This is a genomic window from Niastella yeongjuensis (assembly GCF_900110245.1).
Taxonomy (GTDB): domain Bacteria; phylum Bacteroidota; class Bacteroidia; order Chitinophagales; family Chitinophagaceae; genus Niastella; species Niastella yeongjuensis.
Map to the genome: position 1 here is coordinate 1 of NZ_FOCZ01000009.1, position 19,392 is coordinate 19,392.

The following is a 19,392-nucleotide window of genomic DNA, read 5'->3' on the forward strand; positions in this document are numbered from 1 at the left end:
AACTCTCATATACACATTTAAAATCAGCCCCACTATAATGACTGCGCAAATGTTTAATTAATGCGTCACTATCAGCTGCCATACGATGATTACCAAGACAGATCCCTTTATACACCTTGGCTACCTGGTAGTCCTTTTGATGCACATCGATCCCTACACAAATCGTTTTACCGATATAATCGATTATGTTTCTACCTTTGGTTTGGGTTTCGGAAGCGGCTGAAGTTTGCTGTTTCATAAAATTTAATTTTTATGTTTTGTAATCAGCAAAGTTCTTCTTTGCAGCCGATTTTCGGACTGCTGCTGCTCCGAAACCCTTTTACATAAAGACTATTGTCCTTTACTTCTTCCCACCAGCTTTAATTGCAGCTACAATCTTCTTGTCCGTTGAATTACCACCGGCAAATAAATTATACGAGCCGGGATATAATTTCCAGCTGTTGGTGGCCAGGTCCCATTTCTGCAGATCGGCTGCGGGGATGGTCAATTGCACGGTTTCCTCACCGCCGGCTTTTACATGTACCCGTTTAAAGGCTTTCAGTTCTTTCAGCGGCATGCGGTCTACCGCCGGATATTCAACATATACCTGTACTACTTCATCACCATCCATGCTGCCGGTGTTCTTCACTTTTATAGAAAATGAAACGCTGTCGTTGGCTGTGCGGATGTTTGCGGGCATTTTCTGCCACTCATAAGCAAAGGAGGTATAACTTAATCCATAACCGAAAGGATACTGTACTTTGCCACTGAAGTAGCGATATGTTCTTCCCTTCATGGCGTAATTGTCGTAAGCCGGTACATCGGCAAATGACTGATAAAAAGTTACGGGTAAGCGGCCAGCTGGTGATACTTTTCCAAACAGGAGATCTGCCAACGCATTACCGCCCTGCTCACCGGGATACCAGGCCAGCAGGATGGCATCGGCATAGGGCTCAATAGCAGAGATATCAACCGCACTGCCACCGGTTATTACAGCTATAATGGGTTTCTTATTTGCTTTGCGCAGGGCTTTCATAAAAGCAATGTGTGCAGCCGGTAAATTCATGTCGGGTTTGTCGCCACCTTTTGCGGCCAGGAAGGCATCCCCTTCCTCCCCTTCATACACCGGCGTTAATCCTATTACAGCTACGGTAATGTCGGCATTGCCCGCAGCCCAGATCCCGCCGAAGTGGGTTGTATCGTTATAATCGCTGCCCTGGTCGTATTCTACGCGGGTACCGGCATCTACAGCATTGGTAATACCTTCCACAAAACTAACCGCGCGATTGCTTACGCCATGATAGTTACCCAGCAGGGCGTCCATAGAGGCAGCATTGCTGCCCAGCACCATGATGGCAGGATATTTCTTTTTATCCAACGGTAATAGCCGGTTATCGTTTTTCAACAACACCATGCTTTGCTGTGCCATGGCCCGGGCAAGGGCTGAATGGGCAGCATTGGCCACACTGTCCGCGCCATAAGAATGAAAGGGATTGGCGGTTGGATCGTCATAAAAACCCAGTTTTATCTGCGTGCGCAGCAGATGTGCCAGCGAGCTGTCGATGTCTTTTTCGGTCAGCAGTTTTTGTTCTACGGCTTTCGCTACGTCGTTTTGTAAAACGTTTGAACAATCCAGGTTCACCCCGGCTTTGATCGCAGCGGCAGCTACTTCCACGCCAGAAGGCATTACTTTATGCCGCATAAAGATATCATCGAGTGCGCCGCAATCGGTCACTACATGTCCTTTGAATTTCCATTCATTTCTTAGGATATTGTTCAGCAAATAGTTGCCGCTGCAACAAGGCTGATCATTCACGCGGTTGTAAGCGCACATCACAGATTCCACACCGGCATCAACCAGCGCATGAAAGGCATAGAGATAAGTTTCGCGGAGGTCTTTTTCATCAACGATGGCGTTAAAGGTATGGCGGCCGTTCTCTGGCCCGCTGTGTACAGCAAAGTGTTTGGCGCAGGCCGAGGCTTTTAAATAACGGGGGTCGTTGCCTTGCAATCCTTTTACAAACGCGGTGCCCATGTGTGCCGTGAGGAAAGGATCTTCCCCATAAGTTTCCTGTCCGCGCCCCCAGCGCGGATCGCGAAAGATATTGATATTGGGCGACCAGAAAGTGAGGCCCATATATTGTAAATGCCGGCCTTGTGCCAGGGACAGGTTATATTTGGCCCGGGCTTCTGTGGAGATAACATTGGCTGCCTGTAATAACAGGTCATCGTTAAAAGTAGCTGCCATACCAATGGCTTGTGGAAAAACAGTAGCTACCCCTGCCCTGGCCACACCATGTAATGCTTCGTTCCACCAGTTATAAGCAGGAATGCCCAGCCGTTCTACTTCCTTGCTGCGATACCCCAACAGGGAAATCTTTTCGGGCAGGGTCAATTGATGCAGCAGATCATTTACCCGGGTTTCCATGGGTTGTTGGCTATTTCGGAAAACCGCATTGGTTTGTGCCGATGCATGTATTACAATGAAGCAGCTTAGTAGAAATAAAATGCTTTTATTCATGATGGAAGATGTTAGATTGGTTAAAATTCCAGGTTATTAGGTTCGTAGGTTATTGAGTTTCTTAGTTGATCTCATCAACCTGGAACTTACGAACCCCATAACTTAATAACTAATTAACTATTTCAGCTCCGTCAATATGGGCTTCGCTACAGTAGGTATCACAGGCTCTATACTATCGTTCAATTGTTCAAATACTACTATACTATTCGCTCCGGTTTTTAGCCAGCAGCCGGGTAAGTACAACGTTTGCTGCGGACCAACCTGCCAGTAGCGGCCCAGGTTATGCCCGTTCACAAAGATGATGCCTTTGCCCCAGCTGTGCATATCTAAAAATACATCACCCGGTTTGGTTACGGTAAACGTACCGCTGTACAACGCTGCCTTTCCTTCCTTTTGCTTGCCTGAATGTACAACAGGCTGTTGGGTGAATGGCAGTTTGTACATGTTCCAGTTACCGGTGATTGGTTGATCATTGATCTGCACCGGTGAAATAATGCCTTTGTTGTTATGTACTATTTCACTGCCATAATTGATACGGCCCATATTCTCTACCAAAATATCCAGTGTGCCATTGGCCGGAATATCTACAGTAGCTGAATACGTTTTTTTCACCCGATTCAGTACCGCTGCTTTTTTTCCATTTACATATACCACGGCAAAATCCCGCAACCCGTTTACCTGTAAAGTACCCTGCACCGCCTGTGTAAATTGCTTGCTATACAGCACATATCCGTGCCCCTGGTTCAATGCCTCAAAGTTCATTGGAGTATCTGCCACTACCGGACGAATCGTCTTTTTCCAGTCAAATAGGTCCATCGACCTGTTCAATTGTATAGGCGGCAGGGTGATCACCGGTATCTGGGCAGGAATATCAGGCACGGGATATTTTACATATTTTTTCATCAGTTCCCGCACGGCCAGGTATTTGGACGATGCCCAGCCCGGTTCGGTAATAGGCGCATCGTAGTCGTAACTGGTGAGGTCGGGTTGTATGTCGTGGTCCTTATCGTAATTGGCGCCGGAAGTAAATGCAAAGTTGGTACCGCCATGCACCATGTATACGTTGAAGTTCACCTCATTTGTCAGATACTTCTCTATTTGCTCCGTAACCCGTTTGATGGGAATATTAGGGAAAGGTTCCGTCCAATGGTGTAACCAGCCGGGATAATATTCCGCTACCATGTAAGGTCCCTGGTTGTTATGGTATTTATTCACTTCCTTTTTCAGGTTTTCTACATTGCCTTCACCATTGGCAGCTGGCAATACCCCCGGTAAAGAGCCGCCATCGAACAATCCGCTTCCATCTGATGTAAAGAAGGGACCGGTTAATCCTGAATGAAGAAGCAATTGATGGATAGCTTCGTTATACCGGCGATGCTCCGCGATTGGAATGTCTTTTCGCTGCGACACATAAGTACCAAATTCATTTTCCACCTGTACCATAATAATGGGCCCGCCATTGCTTACCAACTGGTCTTTTACCTGCTCAGCCAGTTTGTTGATGTATGTTTTGCAGGAATCTAAAAACGACTGGTTGTAAGCCCTTACCACCAGGCTGGTGTCTTTCAGCAACCACCAGGGGTATCCGCCAAACTCCCATTCGGCACAGGCATATGGACCGGGCCGCAGAATAACAAACATCCCTTCTTCTTTGGCAATGCGCAGAAACTCCCTGATGTTATGACTGCCGGTGGTGAAATCCCATACACCCGGTGATGGGTTGTGGTAATTCCAGAACACATAGGTGGCCACCGTGTTCAACCCCATTGCCTTTATCATTTTCAACCGGTGCCGCCAATAGGGCGCCGGTACACGGGCATAATGCATTTCACCCGAATGTATTTGAACCGGTTTGTTATCGTAGATAAACTGTCCATCCTTTATTTCGAACGTATGATTCCCCTGCGCTATAACAGTGCCTGTGAACAAGATGCCCAGTAAACTACCCAGCAATCTTTTACTTATGCCCATACTATTATTTCTATTGATTGTACTTGTTATTAGTAAATGGCTACATTGGAAATAACCGGACAGGCTTTTGATGCCGTAATATTGATCCGAACCTTGCCGCCTTTCACAGGTGAGAGTTTCAATATGCGTTTGTATCCGATGGTAGTACCTGCTGCTACCTGCTGCCAGCCATCATTATTCTGCACTTCTACGGTAAATGATTTTACCCGTTGTCCCAGCTTGATGTATTCCTGCAACAGCACGTATTTGATGGTTTGCAACTTACCGGTATTTATTTCCAGCGAAGCGGAAGTCGCCTCATCATCTGTTGCCCAATAAGTATCCGGATTGTTATCTATTGCATTAGCGGGTGCATACGCCCCTTCCTTACCCCGGTAATTGGTAGCAGTTGCCATTGCGCCCAGTGCTTTGTTTTTACCCAACTCGCGGTTCAACAAATTGCGGAAACCGTAGAGCGCTTTTACATCCTTTTCATTGAAAATACCCTGCTGATCGGGCGGCACATTCAACAACAACACCGAACCACGGCCCACCGAAGTGAGATAAATATCAAAAAGCTGCTCAGGCGTTTTTACCAGGGAATCTTCTTTCTTATGATAGAACCAGCCCGGTCTGATGGATACATCCACTTCAGCCGGTATCCAGGCAGTACCATCTTCAGAACCTTCGTTCAATAATTTTTCAACGCCGGCTTTTCCGGCATATAATGTATCGGGGGTAATGGTATTCCAGTTGGTTTCGCCTGCTTCACCTCTTTCATTCCCTACCCACCGTGCGCCAGGACCGGCATCGCTAAAGAAAATAACATTGGGTTGTATTTGGCGCACCATGGCTAATGTGGTTGGCCAGTCGTAATAAGTGCGGCCATCGATCTTTCTTTTTTCATTGGCTCCGCCATAATAACCATCGCCGCCATTGGCGCCATCGAACCACATTTCGGTAACCGGTCCGTAGTTGGTGAACAATTCCTTTAACTGGTTACGATAGTAAGTAACGTATTCCGGCTTCCCATAATCGGCCCGGTTCCGGTCCCAGGGTGACATATAAATACCAAACTTCAACCCATATTTTTTACAGGCATCGGAAGCTTCTTTTACAATGTCGCCTTTGCCGTTTTTATACGGACTGTTCTTTATAGAATGTTCGGTGTATTGGGTTGGCCACAAACAAAACCCATCGTGGTGTTTACAGGTAAGGATCATTTGTTTGAAACCCGCTTCTTTCAATACCCGTGCCCATTGCATGGCATCGGTGCCCTGTGGGTTGAATAGTTTTTCGCTTTCGTTGCCAAGGCCCCATTCGCGATCTGTAAAAGTATTAATGGTAAAGTGTACAAAGGCATTGGTCTCCATTTGTTGCCAGGCCAGCTGGTTGGCAGTAGGCACCGGGCCTACCGGCGCGGGCGGATCTACTTTTTTGCGATGCGGCGCTAAAAAGCCAAGTGACACCATAGCTCCTATGGCGATCGTAATAAAACCGTTCCTGAATGTCATTTGCTCCTGATTATATTTAATGTATGTATTTTGTCATTAATCAGCTGCCACAATAAATTCAAATGCCAGTGCCGGATTGCCTTTTGCTTTTTGAACAGCGGATGGCACCGAGATTATTACCTTCTCATTCTTCACCGTGTACTTAACCGGTGCGCCGGTTGACAGTAATTTAATTTTGGAACCTGGCGCCGGTGTATTGACATCCCATTCAATGGTCGCAGGCACCGGACCGTTTTCATCGAGCAATGCGAGGGCATACACCGATTTGCTGTGATTCGATTGCACGAAATACACATTGCCACTTTGATAGCCCTGAATAGGACGGGTATTATAGATAGCCTCGCCATTTATTTTCAACCAGCTGCCGATCTCCGCTAGACGCTGTACCACCGGTTCAGGCAACGTGCCTTGCGGCGATGGGCCAACGCCCAATAACAAACTGCCGCCTTTTGCCACTACTTCAATTAGCTGGTGAATGACTTTTGCCGATGTTTTCAATTGATCATTGGGCACATATCCCCACGCATTGCCCAGCGTGATGCAACTTTCCCACGGGTGATCAAGTTGTTTATCGGGCACGCGTTGCTCCGGCGTCTGGTAATTTTCATAAGGACCATGCACGGTTCTGTCAACGATCAGCAAACCCGGTTGTGCCTGTCGGGCCATAGCAGCAATGGCCGGCATGTCTATATCCTGGCTCCAGGCCGGGATGGCAGCGCCCCATCCCTTCACTTCTTCGGTTACCGTTTCCAGGGGACGTACCCAGCCCCCATCGAGCCAAAGGATATCCATGGAACCGTAATCATGCATCAGCTCGCTGATCTGATTATACGTATATTGTTTAAACTGGGCCCAGCGACTGGGATGTTTGCGGATATCGTAATTGTTATTGCGATCTGGTGTGGCATACATGGGCCACCAGTAGTAAGGACAATGCCAGTCGGGTTTTGAAAAATACGCCCCTATCATCAGCCCCTTCCGGCGGAAGGCATCAAACACATATTTGGCCACATTGGCTTTCGGGTTGTTGGCAAAGGGGCCATTGGTGATCTTGAAATCGGTTTGCTTTGTATCGAACATACAAAAACCATCGTGGTGTTTGGTAGTGAATACCAGATACCGCATTCCGGCATCTTTAGCGGCCTGTGCCCATTGGTCGGGATTAAATTGCGTGGGATTGAAATCTTTCTTCAGCCCCCAGTACCATTTTTTAAATTCACCATAGTCGCTGTTGGTGTCGCGGCTGATCCAGTCTTCTGAACACAGTTCCCATGATTCAATCATGCCGGGCACTGCATACAAACCCCAGTGAATGATCATACCGAATTTCTGGTCGCGCCAGTGTTCCAGCTTTTCTCTTACCGCCGGATCGGCAGGCCACTCGTATTGTGTTGATTGCGGGTGTACGCCCTGTTCCTGTGCCTGCGTTATAATTGTCGGGAGTACAAAAAAAGAAAGGATAAGTGCCCGCGAAACCAATCGTTTTATAGATAGCGAACTGATGAACATAATGGGGATGCTGGTTTAAATTTTAATAATCTGTAACCATTGCCCAATGGCAGCGGTCAAATCTAAGTGCTGAAGTCAAATTTTCAACGATACTTAACGGATTTTAAAAAGTTCCCTGGCTATTATTTTACATCCCAGAATATTTTGCCTGTACGCACATCCTTATTCCGTACGGATGCATAGTTTGTATTATATGATGTTTCACTGGCAGGGTATACCAGCCGGGAAGGAGGTGTTTCATATCCCGGTAGGGTAGATGGATAAAATTGTAATACGGGTTGCTTTGTTCTTCGATATTCTGCCCACCCCTGCACCGATTGCAGAAACCCGAAATGAAGCCATTTCTGGATCCAGATCTTCGATAGTTTTTCATTGGTGGTACCCGTATATTCTATAGGCATGCTTTGTAAAAAACTGGCAATGTCGGCTTCAGCCGGTGGCGGCAAGGGCATTCGGGTAACGGTATTCAGGCTGTTCAGATAATAGTAAAATGCGATAGACTGCCGGATGGCTGTTTCATACGCGGCCCGCGCATCGCCCCCACCCCATCGTTCCCAGGCTTCTGCTTTTAAAAAATTCACTTCAGCCGCCGTGATCACAATGCCAGGCAATTTGGTGTTGAATAAAAAAGTAGCGGAATCCAGGATGGCATAACGGCCCAGGTTTACCTGTTGATTCTCGGCATTATCATTGGCCGGCATAGCCTGGTAACCAATATTTCGAATGAACCGGTCTCCATCTGTACGCCCATATTTATCGAACAGTACCGGGATGCGCGGATCGTTGCTGGGGTTCATCACCGTGTTCAACATATAATCCGGCGCCATATAATTGAATACTTCCGTAAGGGCATTGTGCAGATCATCTATATAGTTCGTCAGCGGTTGTAACAAAATATCCGTTTGCGACGGCGCATAATTCATGGCGCCATCTACCAATGGATACAAGGAAGGATTGTTGATCATGTTCAACACCTCGGTCTTGGCTTTTGCTTCATTCACAAAAGAGATCCGCATCAGCAAACGCAACCGGATGGCATTGGCATACCGTTGCCATTTATCGAATTGACCATTCAACAAAATATCCTGTTTGTTAAACAAGTTTTGCGTAGCTGGAGAAACCTGCGCGCTGGAAAAATATAAAGCTGCGTTTTTCAATCCATCCAGCATGGCATCGTAAATACTGGCCGCATTATCGAACCCTGGTGGCGACACGCTGCCGGTAGTATTTACATATCCTGCTTCTGAGAAGGGAATATCGCCCCACATGTCAACTATTTGTGAAGCCTGGTCGTACATCACTATTTTAGCAGCCATGTAAAACACAGCGGCATTGGCCTTTTGCCCGGCGTCCTGCATGGATTCATACAGGGATTCTATTAACCGGTAATGTGCCATAATACCCCCATCACCACCATCTATTGAATTACTCGGCCGGTAAAAATCATTCCACCGGTCCTGGGTATAACCCGCATTTTGTTGATAGGCGGTAGTATAATTTAAATATCCTAATGATTGTGTGTAAATGCCGGTATGCATGGCAATAAACGTGCGCACATTCCAGTAAGAAGGTCGTACCCGGTTGTTGTTCAGTATTTCGGTAAAGAACTTCTCTATGGAGGGCTGCACGGTTTGATCAGGGTCATTATACAGCTCAGCCAGCTTTTTGCCGCAACTACTTATAGCCACTGCAAATAACAACATTAAAGAGAATATATATTTTACCTGCTTTGTCATTGTTTGTTTAAAAATCAAAGTTTACAGAAAAGCCCATGCTTCGTGTTGCCGCCATAGAGCCCTCATCCACACTTTGCCTGATCCAGTTGGAACCAATGGTTGCTTCCGGATCGATATTCTTCAACGTACGGTAGAAATAAAACAGATTTCTGCCTATCAGTGAAACACGGATATTATTGAAATGCATTTTGCCCGTTAACTTAGCTGGTAAAGAATATCCCAGGATCAGTTCGCGCAATTTTATATAACTATTATCTACAACAGCACTTTCATTGACCGAGGAAGCCCCCCAGATGAACGTGTTCATATAATAATAGGCGGCATCGATGATCTGCGTATTTTGCTGCCCGGTCACCGTTACGCCAGGCAATATAACACCATCGTGATATACCTCGCCTGCGTTCGACACTTTTGAGTTATGGCTGGGCAACAATATTTTTTGACCATTGGGACTAATGTAATAAGGCAACCCGCCATGCGCTTCATCCCGGTATTCCAGCGTGCTTTTATACATCCCGGCACCGATGTTATATTTCAAAGGCGGCGATACCAGTTTACCACCCATGCGATAATCCACCGCACAATCGAACGAAAATTGTTTCCAGCTCACATTGTTAAACCAGCCGCCGGTTAGCCTGGGCATTACATTGCCTACTTTTTCGTACCGGTGATTATCGATGGTATACAACCCATTCGACCCGATTATATAATTCCCGTTATTATCTTTTAAGCGCGGATAAACATAAATATTGCCAATGGTTTCATTTTGTTCGGCTACTATCCTCAGCCCATTTTGTTCGGCTTCATAAAAGGTAATGTTATTTACCCCCGAAGCCAGTTTGCTCACTTTCGACCGGGACCTCGACATGGTCAACTGGGTTGTCCACTTAAATTTTTTACCAAGGATTGGCGTTCCCTGGATCCTTGTTTCCAATCCATTGCTTCGCAGTTCCCCTGCATTGACCAGTTTGGTTTGAGCGCCTGCACTGGAAGGCACGCTCAGTTGTACTATCTGGTTAATGGTGCGGCTGCTGTACCAGGTAACATCGAACCCCAGCCGATTTCTGAACAGCATGGTTTCTAAACCTGTTTCCAGCTCATATTTATTCTCTGGCCTGATGTTGTTGTTCCCCGCATTCATTTGTGCATTCAGGGCCGCCACCGTTCCCTGCATGGTTGCCAGGTTCTGTTGCGTGTAGTTAACCGGTGAGGTATAGGCCGGTGGCGCATTTCCTACCACGCCAATGGAAGTACGCACTTTAGCGAACGAGACCCAGGCCGGCAAATTAAGCGCTTCATTAAAAACAAATGCGGTATTGAGGGAAGGATAAAAATAACTGTTGTTGCCCGGGGGTAAAGTGGATGAATACTCCTTACGGGCCGTTCCCTCGAAATACAAATAATTTTTGTAAGAAAGATTAAAAAAGCCAAGAAAGGCATACTTGAGCACGGCGCTTCTGTCGGAGGCCGTTTTAACAGGATGGTAAGAATTCTCCAGGCTAAACCAGTTCTCTTCCAGCAAACCATCGGTGGTTTCAGCTGACTGATCGTTGTACGTTTCCTTACGCGACTGAAACCCGCCCGTCAGGGAGAGGTTCCATTTACCGGATAATTTTTTTGACCAGGTAAGCAACCCATCACCATACAGGATGGAGTACCGCCCACTGGCAATTTTATACTGGCCTGTACTTGCCGCAGCGGTATTGAAAGTGGAGGGATATTCGCTGTACAAACGGGTTTCTGTTTTCAGGCTGGTGAAATCATTGCCAAAACGAGCCCTGAACTTCAATTCCTTGCTCAACTCATAATTCAGGGTTACACTATTCAGCAACCGGTCCTGGTACTCATCTTCACTGTTCTTTAATTGCATCCATAAAAAATCAAGCATTTCGCTCTTTACATTATAGCGCAGTGCTTCCACGGGATTTCGTTGCGACTGATTCCAGGGCACCCACTTGTAACCTTCACTGGTTTTGTACTTGTCAAATACAATCGACATATCTTCTGCACGGCTGAAAAAACCGGCATAAGCCGCAATGATCCTTGTTAACTGGTAAGGGCGGTTATGCACCTTGCTGTTTAAATAGTTGGCAATTACATCAATATTCAGTTTATCGCTGATCTTGTAATTACTGTTCAGGTGAACGGTATTGCGTTGCAGATCGCCCCCCTGTTGTATGCCCTTATAATCATTGCGGGTGTATGATAAACGGTAAGAAAATTTATCATTCGCGTTGGTGATCGAAGTATTCAAAATGGAATTAAAGCCCAGGCGATACAATTGTTTATAATTCTTTTCATGCGCTACATAGGGGCGCATTTCCCCATCCCACCAGGGCACCAGGCTTCCATCGAACCTGGGGCCGAATTGCGCATAGGCTGTAAAGTTGGGCCGTTTGTTATCGTTTATGCCATCGCCATCGGTATCAACGGGAACCCAGCCATCTTCTGTGGCGCCTTCAGAGAGGTTGGTGGCCCTGTCGGAACCAGGACCATATTCATACTGGTATTTTGGCAGAAAGGCCGCCTGTTCCAACGTGTTGGTATAGTTGACAGCAACCCCTAGCCGTTTCCTGGGTGTTCCTTTTTTGGTAGTGATCACTACCACACCCGCAGCGGCTTCGGACCCATATAAGGCGGTTGCACTGGCCCCTTTTAAAATGGAAAGGTTATCTATATCGGCAATGTTGATATCGAGGATGCCATTGCCGCGAATACGCGGGTCGGTCCAATAACCGCCATTGTTGATGCCGGTAATGCCTTTTTCATTGGTGTTTCGAATGATTATGCCATCAACCACATACAGTGGCTGCGCATTGAAATTTAAGGAGTTCACGCCACGGATCTGCACCTGAACGGCACTGGTGGCACCCCCGGGCGCCGTTTTGATCATCACGCCGGGTGAACGGCCATACAATGCAGAAGCGAAATTGGTATTACCCGCTGCAGAAAGATTCTCGGCTGTTACTGTGCTTATCGAATATCCCAACGACCGCGAATATTTATTTACCCCAAGGGCCGTTACCACCACTTCGTTCATCATATTTTCCAAAACTGACAATTGCGCATTGAGATAGATGATAGTGCCGGAATTATTAAGACGGATCTCTTTCTTTTCATACCCCACACTGGATAGCTCTACTACGGCTCCCTTGTTCCCTTCTATACTAAACTCGCCTTTCCCATTGGTAGTAGTGCCGAGCGTAGTGCCTTTTACCCCTACACTTACATTGGCCAATGGCTTTCCTTCTTCATTGGTAACCCGGCCTCTAACTATTTGCGTTTTCTTTTCTGTGAGAGGTTTATCTTCAGTAGTGGTTGTTTTTGATTGATGAACGGGTGTATTTTCCGGAGCGGCGATAATGACAAAGGTTTTATCGTTTACCTTTTTATAATTTAAACCGGTAAACAGCAGCAGGTCTTCCAGTATTTCTTCAACCGGCCGGTCTTTATTGAAAACCGGTTTTACAAGTACATCGCCAAATGATTTTTCGGAAAAGAGGAAGTAGATCCCTTTTGATTGATTCAATTGTTTCAGTATGGCAAAAAGGGGTTCGCGGGCAATAGTAGTATCTGTTGCCAGGGTTAATACGCCTGCATGTAAAGTCTGTCGGGGAGGCTTCGCAAGAACACCGCTGGCAAGCAATATTGAAACCGCGAAAAAACACCCCCGAAAGATTCTTTCAGAGCCTCTTTTCCTCATACGCAGATCTTAAAAAATAAACCTGCCTGGTCTTGGTTCTATTGTCTTTTCCTAATCAGAATTTCTTTGTCCGATTTTTCTACATCATACTTAAACAACGTCAATAGTTGTACAAACTCATCGAGGTTGTCGTTGGGTATAATGCCAGAAAGGGAGTCTGTTGCCGCGGCCTCATTAGCCAGCGTAACTTTTATCCCATACAAATCCGCTACCAGATCAGCGACCTCTTTCATAGGAGTTTTCTCAAAAATAAATTTGTGTTCGGTCCAGGCCAGCACCGGTGCATTGTTAACGTCTTTTTTCTGAATTCCAGTATTATTAAACTCAACAAATTCACCTGGTTGCAGGTGAACTTCCTGTCCTTCACCCTGTATGGTTACACTTCCTTCCGTTAACAATACATTGTTCCTGGAATTACGGTTTATAACATTGAACTGGGTTCCGGTAACAACCACATCAAAGTGGCCGGTATGCACAATAAATTTTGTTTTCTGAGCTGTTTTTTTAACATGGAAAAAGGCTTCACCGTTTACCCAGACTTCTCTATCTGCCCCTTCTTTCCATTTGCGGTAGTTGAGGGAAGTATTGGCGTTTAACATAACCTGGGATCCATCGGGTAAAACTTCCTGCCGGGTTTCCCCGAAGGCGGTTTGCATAACAAGTTTACCAGTAGTGCGGATGTATTGCCAAACTCCTATTGAAGTTAAGAAAATAATTGCAGCTGCGGCCCACCATTTTGTACGGCGCGAACGCATGGTAACAACAGGTGTTGCGGCCTGATTGTAATCAGCAGGATTTGTCGCTTTTGTTAATCTTTCTTCAGCAATTTGCAACCGTTGTGCATCAACGCGTTCTTCTTTTATGGTAATTTGTTGCAGTAACAGAACCGCCTCATCAACCAATTTTTTTTGTATAGGGTCGTTAGCAATGCGATTGTTCCAACGCTCCACCGCTTGCGGATCGGTTTTGTAATACCACGCCAAAAAGCTTTCTTCACTTATAAGGTCTTCAATAGAATTGATTGGTGCATCCATATAGTAGGTTTCGCTTCTAAAAATAGTATGGCAAAATCACTTTTTGTAACCATATTTTTAATCTTTTTTGCCATTTTCATATAAAACAAATCCTAAATTCACATTTGTTTCCGTTTCAAATTCAAAAACCTATCGATAGCATAACAAATTGATTTCCAACCAGCCTGATATATCATTGTGGGAGGCCTATCAACAGGGTGATCACCATTCATTTGCTTTGTTGTTCCGACGTTATTATGAACCGCTGGTTCAATATGGCAATAAATTCAACGGCAATCGCGACATACTGGAAGATTGCATCCAGGAGTTATTCACAGAATTGTGGCAGCATAAAAGTCAAACCCAGGTACAATCGGTAAAAGCTTACTTATTCAAATCGCTTAAATACAAATTGTACCGCGCTCATCAACGAAAAATGGCCGATCCTTTTAACGAAAACCACAGTGATGTGTTGTTTGAATTAAGCCATGAGACCCTTCTCGTTGGGCGCGAACAGGATGCGGAAAAAACCGCCCGGGTGCTGCAGGCGCTTGGTCAGCTTTCGAACCGCCAGAAGGAGATCATTTACCTGAAGTTTTACCAGGAACTGAATTATGAAGAAGTGAGTGAGATCATGAACATCAATTATCAGGCTGCCCGTAACCTGTTGTACCAATCTATTAAATCATTAAAAAAACTGCTGACCACGCTTTCTGCCTTCCTGTTCTTTTGATCAATTAATTCCTTTTGGTTAATTTATCTTTCAACACCCCCCAAATGCTCCTGCGCTCATAGGTGCGTTTATACCACTCAATATCACTTTGAAAATGTTCAATATCGTTCAATAATTTATTGATCAGCTGGCGATGGCCTTCTGTATGCTGTGCGCTTTGGCTCAACTGTTCTTTCAGTTCGGCCACTATGGCAGCCTTCTCGTTGATCTCGTTATTCAGTTTTTCTATTTCAAGCCGCTGTTCTTTTATTACCTGTTGTTTATTTTCATTTTCCTGTAGCAGGTATTTGGTGATCTGCTCCAGTTTCTCATTGATCTGTTTAGATGCCGGATCGCTTACTGCATGCCCGTTAGTGCCGTTCTTTGCCCCCTCGCTCCTTTCCATCAATCCGTTTACAGAAATATCCATGTTTTTTTATTTATGCTTATTATACGTTATTAATTAAACACGCTGATACAAATTCCGGTACCCCAAACAAGTGGTATCCACATTAAACTCATTATGGCAAAGCCAGCCGGAATACTCGCCCATGATCCGTAACATAGCCGGGTTGTTGTAATACTGAAAGATCTTCACTATGGCTTCCTGCGCGTTGGAAAACAGGTCCCCGTTCAATCCCTTTTTTACAATATCCCGGTTGCCAATGCAATTCTTTAACAACACCGTTTTACGCAATGACAATGCTTCGAGAACGGAAAAAGACAGTCCTTCGTATTGGGAAGTGGATAAATATAAGTGTGAATTGTTGATCAGCTCCATTGCCTGGGACTGGGGCAACCAGCCTGTTATGGTAATATTGGGCGCGGTAAGTACGGCGCGGTCTTCCCCATCACCTACCCAGATAAATTCAAACTGCTCAAAATCCTTAAAATGGGTGGCAATGGTATTAAACAAGGCAGGGTTCTTTTGTTGAACAATGCGCGCACTGGTGACAATACGGAATTTGCCAGATGCTGCCGGTACTTTACCCGGGGTGTAATGGCTGGTGTCGACAGCAATTCCATTATTGATATTCAATGCATTGATGCCCAGTTTCCGATAAGCCGCCTGTTCCGACCGGGAACTACAAACGACCTTTCCCCCAAATGCGGAACCCAGTTTTTCAAAGAGTTTATACAATAAGTTAACTGTGTTCATATTGCTCAACAGGAATGGCGCCCCATTGGGCGTATAGATCACATTGGGAATGTTCATAAGCCTGCACGCCAGCCGGCCCAAAAAACCGCTTTTAGAGGAATGCAGGTGTACTGCATCCACCATCTTCTGTGCTTTCAGGCGCTGCAATAATTTGCACAATTCTACCAATGCCACGGTATCTTTTACCACACTTATACTTCTTTGTGCCGATCGCCACCTGATAAATTGCACATTTTCTTCGGGAAAATATTTGATGATCTCGTTTGAACGCATCACATATTCCCGTTCACCATGGATGATTATATGATAGTCATCGCGCAGGTTTTGTACAATCGACTGAACAAATGTCGCTATACCAGAAGCAAAAGGTTCTACTACATGTACGATCTTCATAACTAATGCTATATATCAATAAATTTCTATATAGTAAAATTGCCCATGGTTGTTATAAGTCATTTATTGTACGGTTGCTTAATACACAACCGTTGGGTTGTTAAATATTTTTACAATTCCTGATGTATTGAGTGACATTATATCTACTACAGACCAAAGGCGAAAGGTTGGACGGAAGGGGTATTGATGTTGTATGCAAGGACCGCAGCAATGACAGCCATGCTGCTATAAGCCATTTTTATGCCTATTGTTCATAAAACTTCCCTTAAAAGCGGAGATGGGAGCAGATCTTTAAATAAGCCCCTTATACATAAGCAGTTAGTATTTTATACAGATTGCCCGATTTTAGGATTGTTTCCCAATGCCGGGTCTGATAACCGGTTTTTGGCCGTTAATTGTCCCATGCCTTCCGCAGAAAACGTAACCAGTTACCATGCATAACGGCTTCAATATCTGCAGGTGCATAACCACGTTTGGTTAATAAAGCGGGGATCTTTTGCAAATCGGCAATGGTTTCCAGGTCGTAAGGCGATTGTTCTTTGCCAAAAGCGCCATCGAGGTCGGTACCAAGCCCCACATGGCGTGCATTACCAGCCAGTTGGCAGATATGGTCCAGGTGATCGAGCATTTTTTCGAGGTTGCAGTGCATGCCTTCGGGGGTTGATTGCTGCCGCACCCAGTTGGGCACCATCATCCAGGCATCGAGCGCCCCGCCAATTACGGCGCCTCTTTCTATCAACGCCCTGATCATGTCATCGCTGAACTGGCGGTTGTGATCAACCAGCGCCCGGCAATTGTTATGGCTGGCCCATACAGGCCCCTTAAAAATACCCAGCGCATCCCAAAAGGCATCATCGCACAAATGGGTGGCGTCGAGGATCATGTTTAACCGGTCCATTTCTTTTACCAGTTCTTTGCCCATGGCATTTAATCCACCGGTTGCATCAGTACCATTGGCATAGCGGCCGGGGCCGTAGTGGGCCGGACCAACCGCCCGTAGTCCATAGGCCTGTGCTTTCTCAAGGTGTTTTATTGTAACCAGGGAATCGGCCCCTTCCAGGCTCAGGATATAGCCGATTGGTTTATTATCGTTGGGCTGGCCATTTAACCACAGCGCCAAATGATTTTCGAGATCGGTTTTATTTTTTATCATCACCATTTCTCCCGCGGCTTCCATGGCTTTGTACCAGGCCAGTTGTCCCTGGGTTTGCGCCCAGGCTTGTTCTGGTGAATGCCAACCGGGCAACCAGCTGCCTGGCTCTATATAACGGGCAATTTGTGTGGCTACTACCAGTCCAATATTTCCCTGGCGTAATTCAGGTAAGGCTACGGTGCCTTTCGCTCTGTCAGGTTTATCAGTTAATCCGGTTTCCCGTTTGCGAATGTCCATAACCGGTTGCCGCAGATCGCGGTTCCATTCCATGGCATTCATACTTAAGTCAAGGTGCGCGTCTATTGTAAACATGTTCTTAGTACTTTAGTTTGGCTTTCGAAATATCAGTGCCAGTTACAAGTTTTAAAGGAACAGGTGGCCAGTTTCCGGTTGCCGGTTACCGGGTTCGCGGCAAACCTGAAGAATGCTGTGGCAATATAGCGAGTTTCGGAATGGAGGCCCGGAAACCGGTGACCGGTAACCGGAGACTTCTTTTCTATTATCGAATAATTCTTCCTGATGATCCGGTCTGTATAAATTGCTCAACCTCTGGTTTAGAAATGATCGCCCAGTCGCCATGAATGCTTTGTTTCAATGCACCACAGGCGGTGGCAAATTCAATTATGTCCTGCGGTTCCAACCCATTCATCAATCCATATAATATACCGGCGGTGAAAGCGTCGCCTGTACCAATTTGATCAGTGATAAATGGCAACCGGTAAGCAGTAGAAAAATAATACTGCCTGTTGTGCATCAGCGCACTGGAATAAATATGCACCGGCCCATCCGTTTTACGAAAACTCATACCCAGCGTTTTCATATCCGGCAATTGTTTTTGTAAGGCTTCGCTGCATTGTTTGAACCGGTCTTCCAATGAAGCATGTGCATCGGTATCGATGCCATAATACACAGCAGCGGAATCCAGATCGGCCACTACTACTTCACTGGGTTGCAATAATGCCGGCATAATGTCGGCAGCCTTCTTTCCATATTTCCATAATGTACTGCGGTAATTGAAATCGGCTGAGATGATGACACCATGCTGTTTGGCTACAGCCAACGCTTCGGCACACACATCGGCTGCACTTTGTGACACGGCAGGTGCTACGCCCGACCAATGAAAATATTTCGAATCGTGAAGCGATTTTTTCCAATCGATCATTCCCGGTTGCAGCGCGGCATAGGACGAACCAGCCCGGTCATAGATTACCCGCGTGGGGCGGATATGATTGCCCGGCTCCGTAAAATAAAGGCCCAGCTTGTCACCACCATATACAACATGGTCGGTAGCTACGCCATGACTTTGCAATTGCTGAAGGCCAGCCAATGCCAAATCATTTTGCGGAACACGGGTAACATACCTGGTAGTAACACCCAGGCGCGACAACAACACACAGGCATTGGCTTCCGCTCCTGCATAGTATGCTTTGTACTCCTGGGTCTGTAAAAAACGTTGCGATCCGGCGCTGTGCAACCGCATCATAAATTCACCAAATGCGGTTAACTGAACAGGACTGGGTGTCATCATCATTCATCATTTCAACAAGTATAACGAAAAACTCACACTCAAAACAATTCAAATATCGCTTCTATCTCCACCGGAATATTATCCGGTAAGGAACCGAAGCCTACGGCGCTGCGAACGCCGATGCCGTTTTCTTCGCCCCAAACCGAGGCAAACAATTCACTGCATCCATTGATGACATAGGGATGCCGTTCAAAATCAGTGGTACAATTCACCATTCCCAGTACTTTGATCACCCGTTTTATTTTATCGAGACTGCCAATATGCGTACAGATCGTTGACAACATAGTAAGGCCAACCTGCCGGGCTGCGAGCTTACCCTCTTCAATATTCAGCTCGCTTCCTATTCTACCAATAATGAGGGTCTTATCTTCCCGCACAGGCCCATGGCCAGATAAATACAGATATTTACCATCGATAAGATAAGGTTTGTATACTCCCAATGGTGTGGGAGCAGGAGGTAATTTCAATCCCAGGTTTAAGAATCTTTCTTCTGCGTTCATGTGTTCAGTGTTTGATATTTAT

General features: G+C 45.9%; 13 protein-coding genes and 1 pseudogene. 1 reads left to right on the forward strand and 13 read right to left on the reverse strand.

Annotated features, from left to right (window positions below; translation table 11 throughout):
• From BMX95_RS22605 to BMX95_RS22640, 8 genes and pseudogenes are all read right to left on the reverse strand, one after another.
• A pseudogene (locus tag BMX95_RS22605) lies at positions 1 to 238 on the reverse strand (IS110 family transposase); the annotation flags it as partial.
• A gap of 102 nt (positions 239 to 340) precedes the next feature.
• Entirely contained in the window at positions 341 to 2,500 is a 2,160-nt protein-coding gene (locus BMX95_RS22610; protein WP_081201983.1) for a glycoside hydrolase family 3 N-terminal domain-containing protein, read from the reverse strand.
• A 117-nt stretch (positions 2,501 to 2,617) separates the two neighbouring features.
• Entirely contained in the window at positions 2,618 to 4,471 is a 1,854-nt protein-coding gene (locus tag BMX95_RS22615) for a beta-galactosidase (protein ID WP_090519571.1), read from the reverse strand.
• A 29-nt stretch (positions 4,472 to 4,500) separates the two neighbouring features.
• Complete coding sequence (locus BMX95_RS22620; protein ID WP_081201985.1) at positions 4,501 to 5,964, reverse strand: alpha-L-fucosidase; 1,464 nt, start codon at positions 5,962 to 5,964, stop codon at positions 4,501 to 4,503.
• Positions 5,965 to 6,000: 36 nt separating this feature from the next.
• Positions 6,001 to 7,473, reverse strand: a complete 1,473-nt coding sequence (locus BMX95_RS22625; protein ID WP_081201987.1) for an alpha-L-fucosidase — start codon at positions 7,471 to 7,473, stop codon at positions 6,001 to 6,003.
• Between the two features lie 122 nt (positions 7,474 to 7,595).
• On the reverse strand, positions 7,596 to 9,176 hold the full coding sequence (locus BMX95_RS22630) for a SusD/RagB family nutrient-binding outer membrane lipoprotein (protein ID WP_218149831.1): 1,581 nt from the start codon (positions 9,174 to 9,176) through the stop codon (positions 7,596 to 7,598).
• 40 nt (positions 9,177 to 9,216) lie between these two features.
• Positions 9,217 to 12,855, reverse strand: a complete 3,639-nt coding sequence (locus BMX95_RS22635; protein ID WP_244898121.1) for a SusC/RagA family TonB-linked outer membrane protein — start codon at positions 12,853 to 12,855, stop codon at positions 9,217 to 9,219.
• Positions 12,856 to 12,950: 95 nt separating this feature from the next.
• Positions 12,951 to 13,946 carry a FecR family protein gene (locus tag BMX95_RS22640; RefSeq protein ID WP_081201994.1) on the reverse strand — a complete coding sequence of 332 codons (996 nt, stop codon included), beginning with the start codon at positions 13,944 to 13,946 and terminating at the stop codon, positions 12,951 to 12,953.
• 175 nt (positions 13,947 to 14,121) lie between these two features.
• Here BMX95_RS22640 and BMX95_RS22645 point away from each other — a divergent pair, with 175 nt between their 5' ends.
• Positions 14,122 to 14,658 (forward strand): RNA polymerase sigma factor, encoded by a 537-nt coding sequence (locus BMX95_RS22645; protein ID WP_177193712.1) that lies wholly within the window; start codon positions 14,122 to 14,124, stop codon positions 14,656 to 14,658.
• 4 nt (positions 14,659 to 14,662) lie between these two features.
• Here BMX95_RS22645 and BMX95_RS22650 read toward each other — a convergent pair whose 3' ends face one another.
• From BMX95_RS22650 to BMX95_RS22670, 5 genes are all read right to left on the reverse strand, one after another.
• On the reverse strand, positions 14,663 to 15,067 hold the full coding sequence (locus BMX95_RS22650; protein ID WP_081201998.1) for a hypothetical protein: 405 nt from the start codon (positions 15,065 to 15,067) through the stop codon (positions 14,663 to 14,665).
• A 33-nt stretch (positions 15,068 to 15,100) separates the two neighbouring features.
• Entirely contained in the window at positions 15,101 to 16,189 is a 1,089-nt protein-coding gene (locus BMX95_RS22655) for a glycosyltransferase (RefSeq protein ID WP_081202000.1), read from the reverse strand.
• A gap of 391 nt (positions 16,190 to 16,580) precedes the next feature.
• On the reverse strand, positions 16,581 to 17,654 hold the full coding sequence (locus tag BMX95_RS22660) for a dipeptidase (protein ID WP_081202002.1): 1,074 nt from the start codon (positions 17,652 to 17,654) through the stop codon (positions 16,581 to 16,583).
• A gap of 187 nt (positions 17,655 to 17,841) precedes the next feature.
• Positions 17,842 to 18,873 carry a sugar kinase gene (locus BMX95_RS22665; RefSeq protein WP_242673174.1) on the reverse strand — a complete coding sequence of 344 codons (1,032 nt, stop codon included), beginning with the start codon at positions 18,871 to 18,873 and terminating at the stop codon, positions 17,842 to 17,844.
• A gap of 35 nt (positions 18,874 to 18,908) precedes the next feature.
• On the reverse strand, positions 18,909 to 19,370 hold the full coding sequence (locus BMX95_RS22670) for a RidA family protein (protein WP_081202004.1): 462 nt from the start codon (positions 19,368 to 19,370) through the stop codon (positions 18,909 to 18,911).
• Positions 19,371 to 19,392 lie beyond the last annotated feature (22 nt).

What these genes read in the sequence shown, in the direction of transcription:
- BMX95_RS22610 (WP_081201983.1), bottom strand. Translation starts at nt 2,500, where the DNA reads ATGAATAAAAGCATTTTATTTCTACTAAGCTGCTTCATTGTAATACAT.
- BMX95_RS22615 (WP_090519571.1), bottom strand. Translation starts at nt 4,471, where the DNA reads ATGGGCATAAGTAAAAGATTGCTGGGTAGTTTACTGGGCATCTTGTTC.
- BMX95_RS22620 (WP_081201985.1), bottom strand. Translation starts at nt 5,964, where the DNA reads ATGACATTCAGGAACGGTTTTATTACGATCGCCATAGGAGCTATGGTG.
- BMX95_RS22625 (WP_081201987.1), bottom strand. Translation starts at nt 7,473, where the DNA reads ATGTTCATCAGTTCGCTATCTATAAAACGATTGGTTTCGCGGGCACTT.
- BMX95_RS22630 (WP_218149831.1), bottom strand. Translation starts at nt 9,176, where the DNA reads ATGTTGTTATTTGCAGTGGCTATAAGTAGTTGCGGCAAAAAGCTGGCT.
- BMX95_RS22640 (WP_081201994.1), bottom strand. Translation starts at nt 13,946, where the DNA reads ATGGATGCACCAATCAATTCTATTGAAGACCTTATAAGTGAAGAAAGC.
- BMX95_RS22650 (WP_081201998.1), bottom strand. Translation starts at nt 15,067, where the DNA reads ATGGATATTTCTGTAAACGGATTGATGGAAAGGAGCGAGGGGGCAAAG.
- BMX95_RS22655 (WP_081202000.1), bottom strand. Translation starts at nt 16,189, where the DNA reads ATGAAGATCGTACATGTAGTAGAACCTTTTGCTTCTGGTATAGCGACA.
- BMX95_RS22660 (WP_081202002.1), bottom strand. Translation starts at nt 17,654, where the DNA reads ATGTTTACAATAGACGCGCACCTTGACTTAAGTATGAATGCCATGGAA.
- BMX95_RS22665 (WP_242673174.1), bottom strand. Translation starts at nt 18,873, where the DNA reads ATGATGATGACACCCAGTCCTGTTCAGTTAACCGCATTTGGTGAATTT.
- BMX95_RS22670 (WP_081202004.1), bottom strand. Translation starts at nt 19,370, where the DNA reads ATGAACGCAGAAGAAAGATTCTTAAACCTGGGATTGAAATTACCTCCT.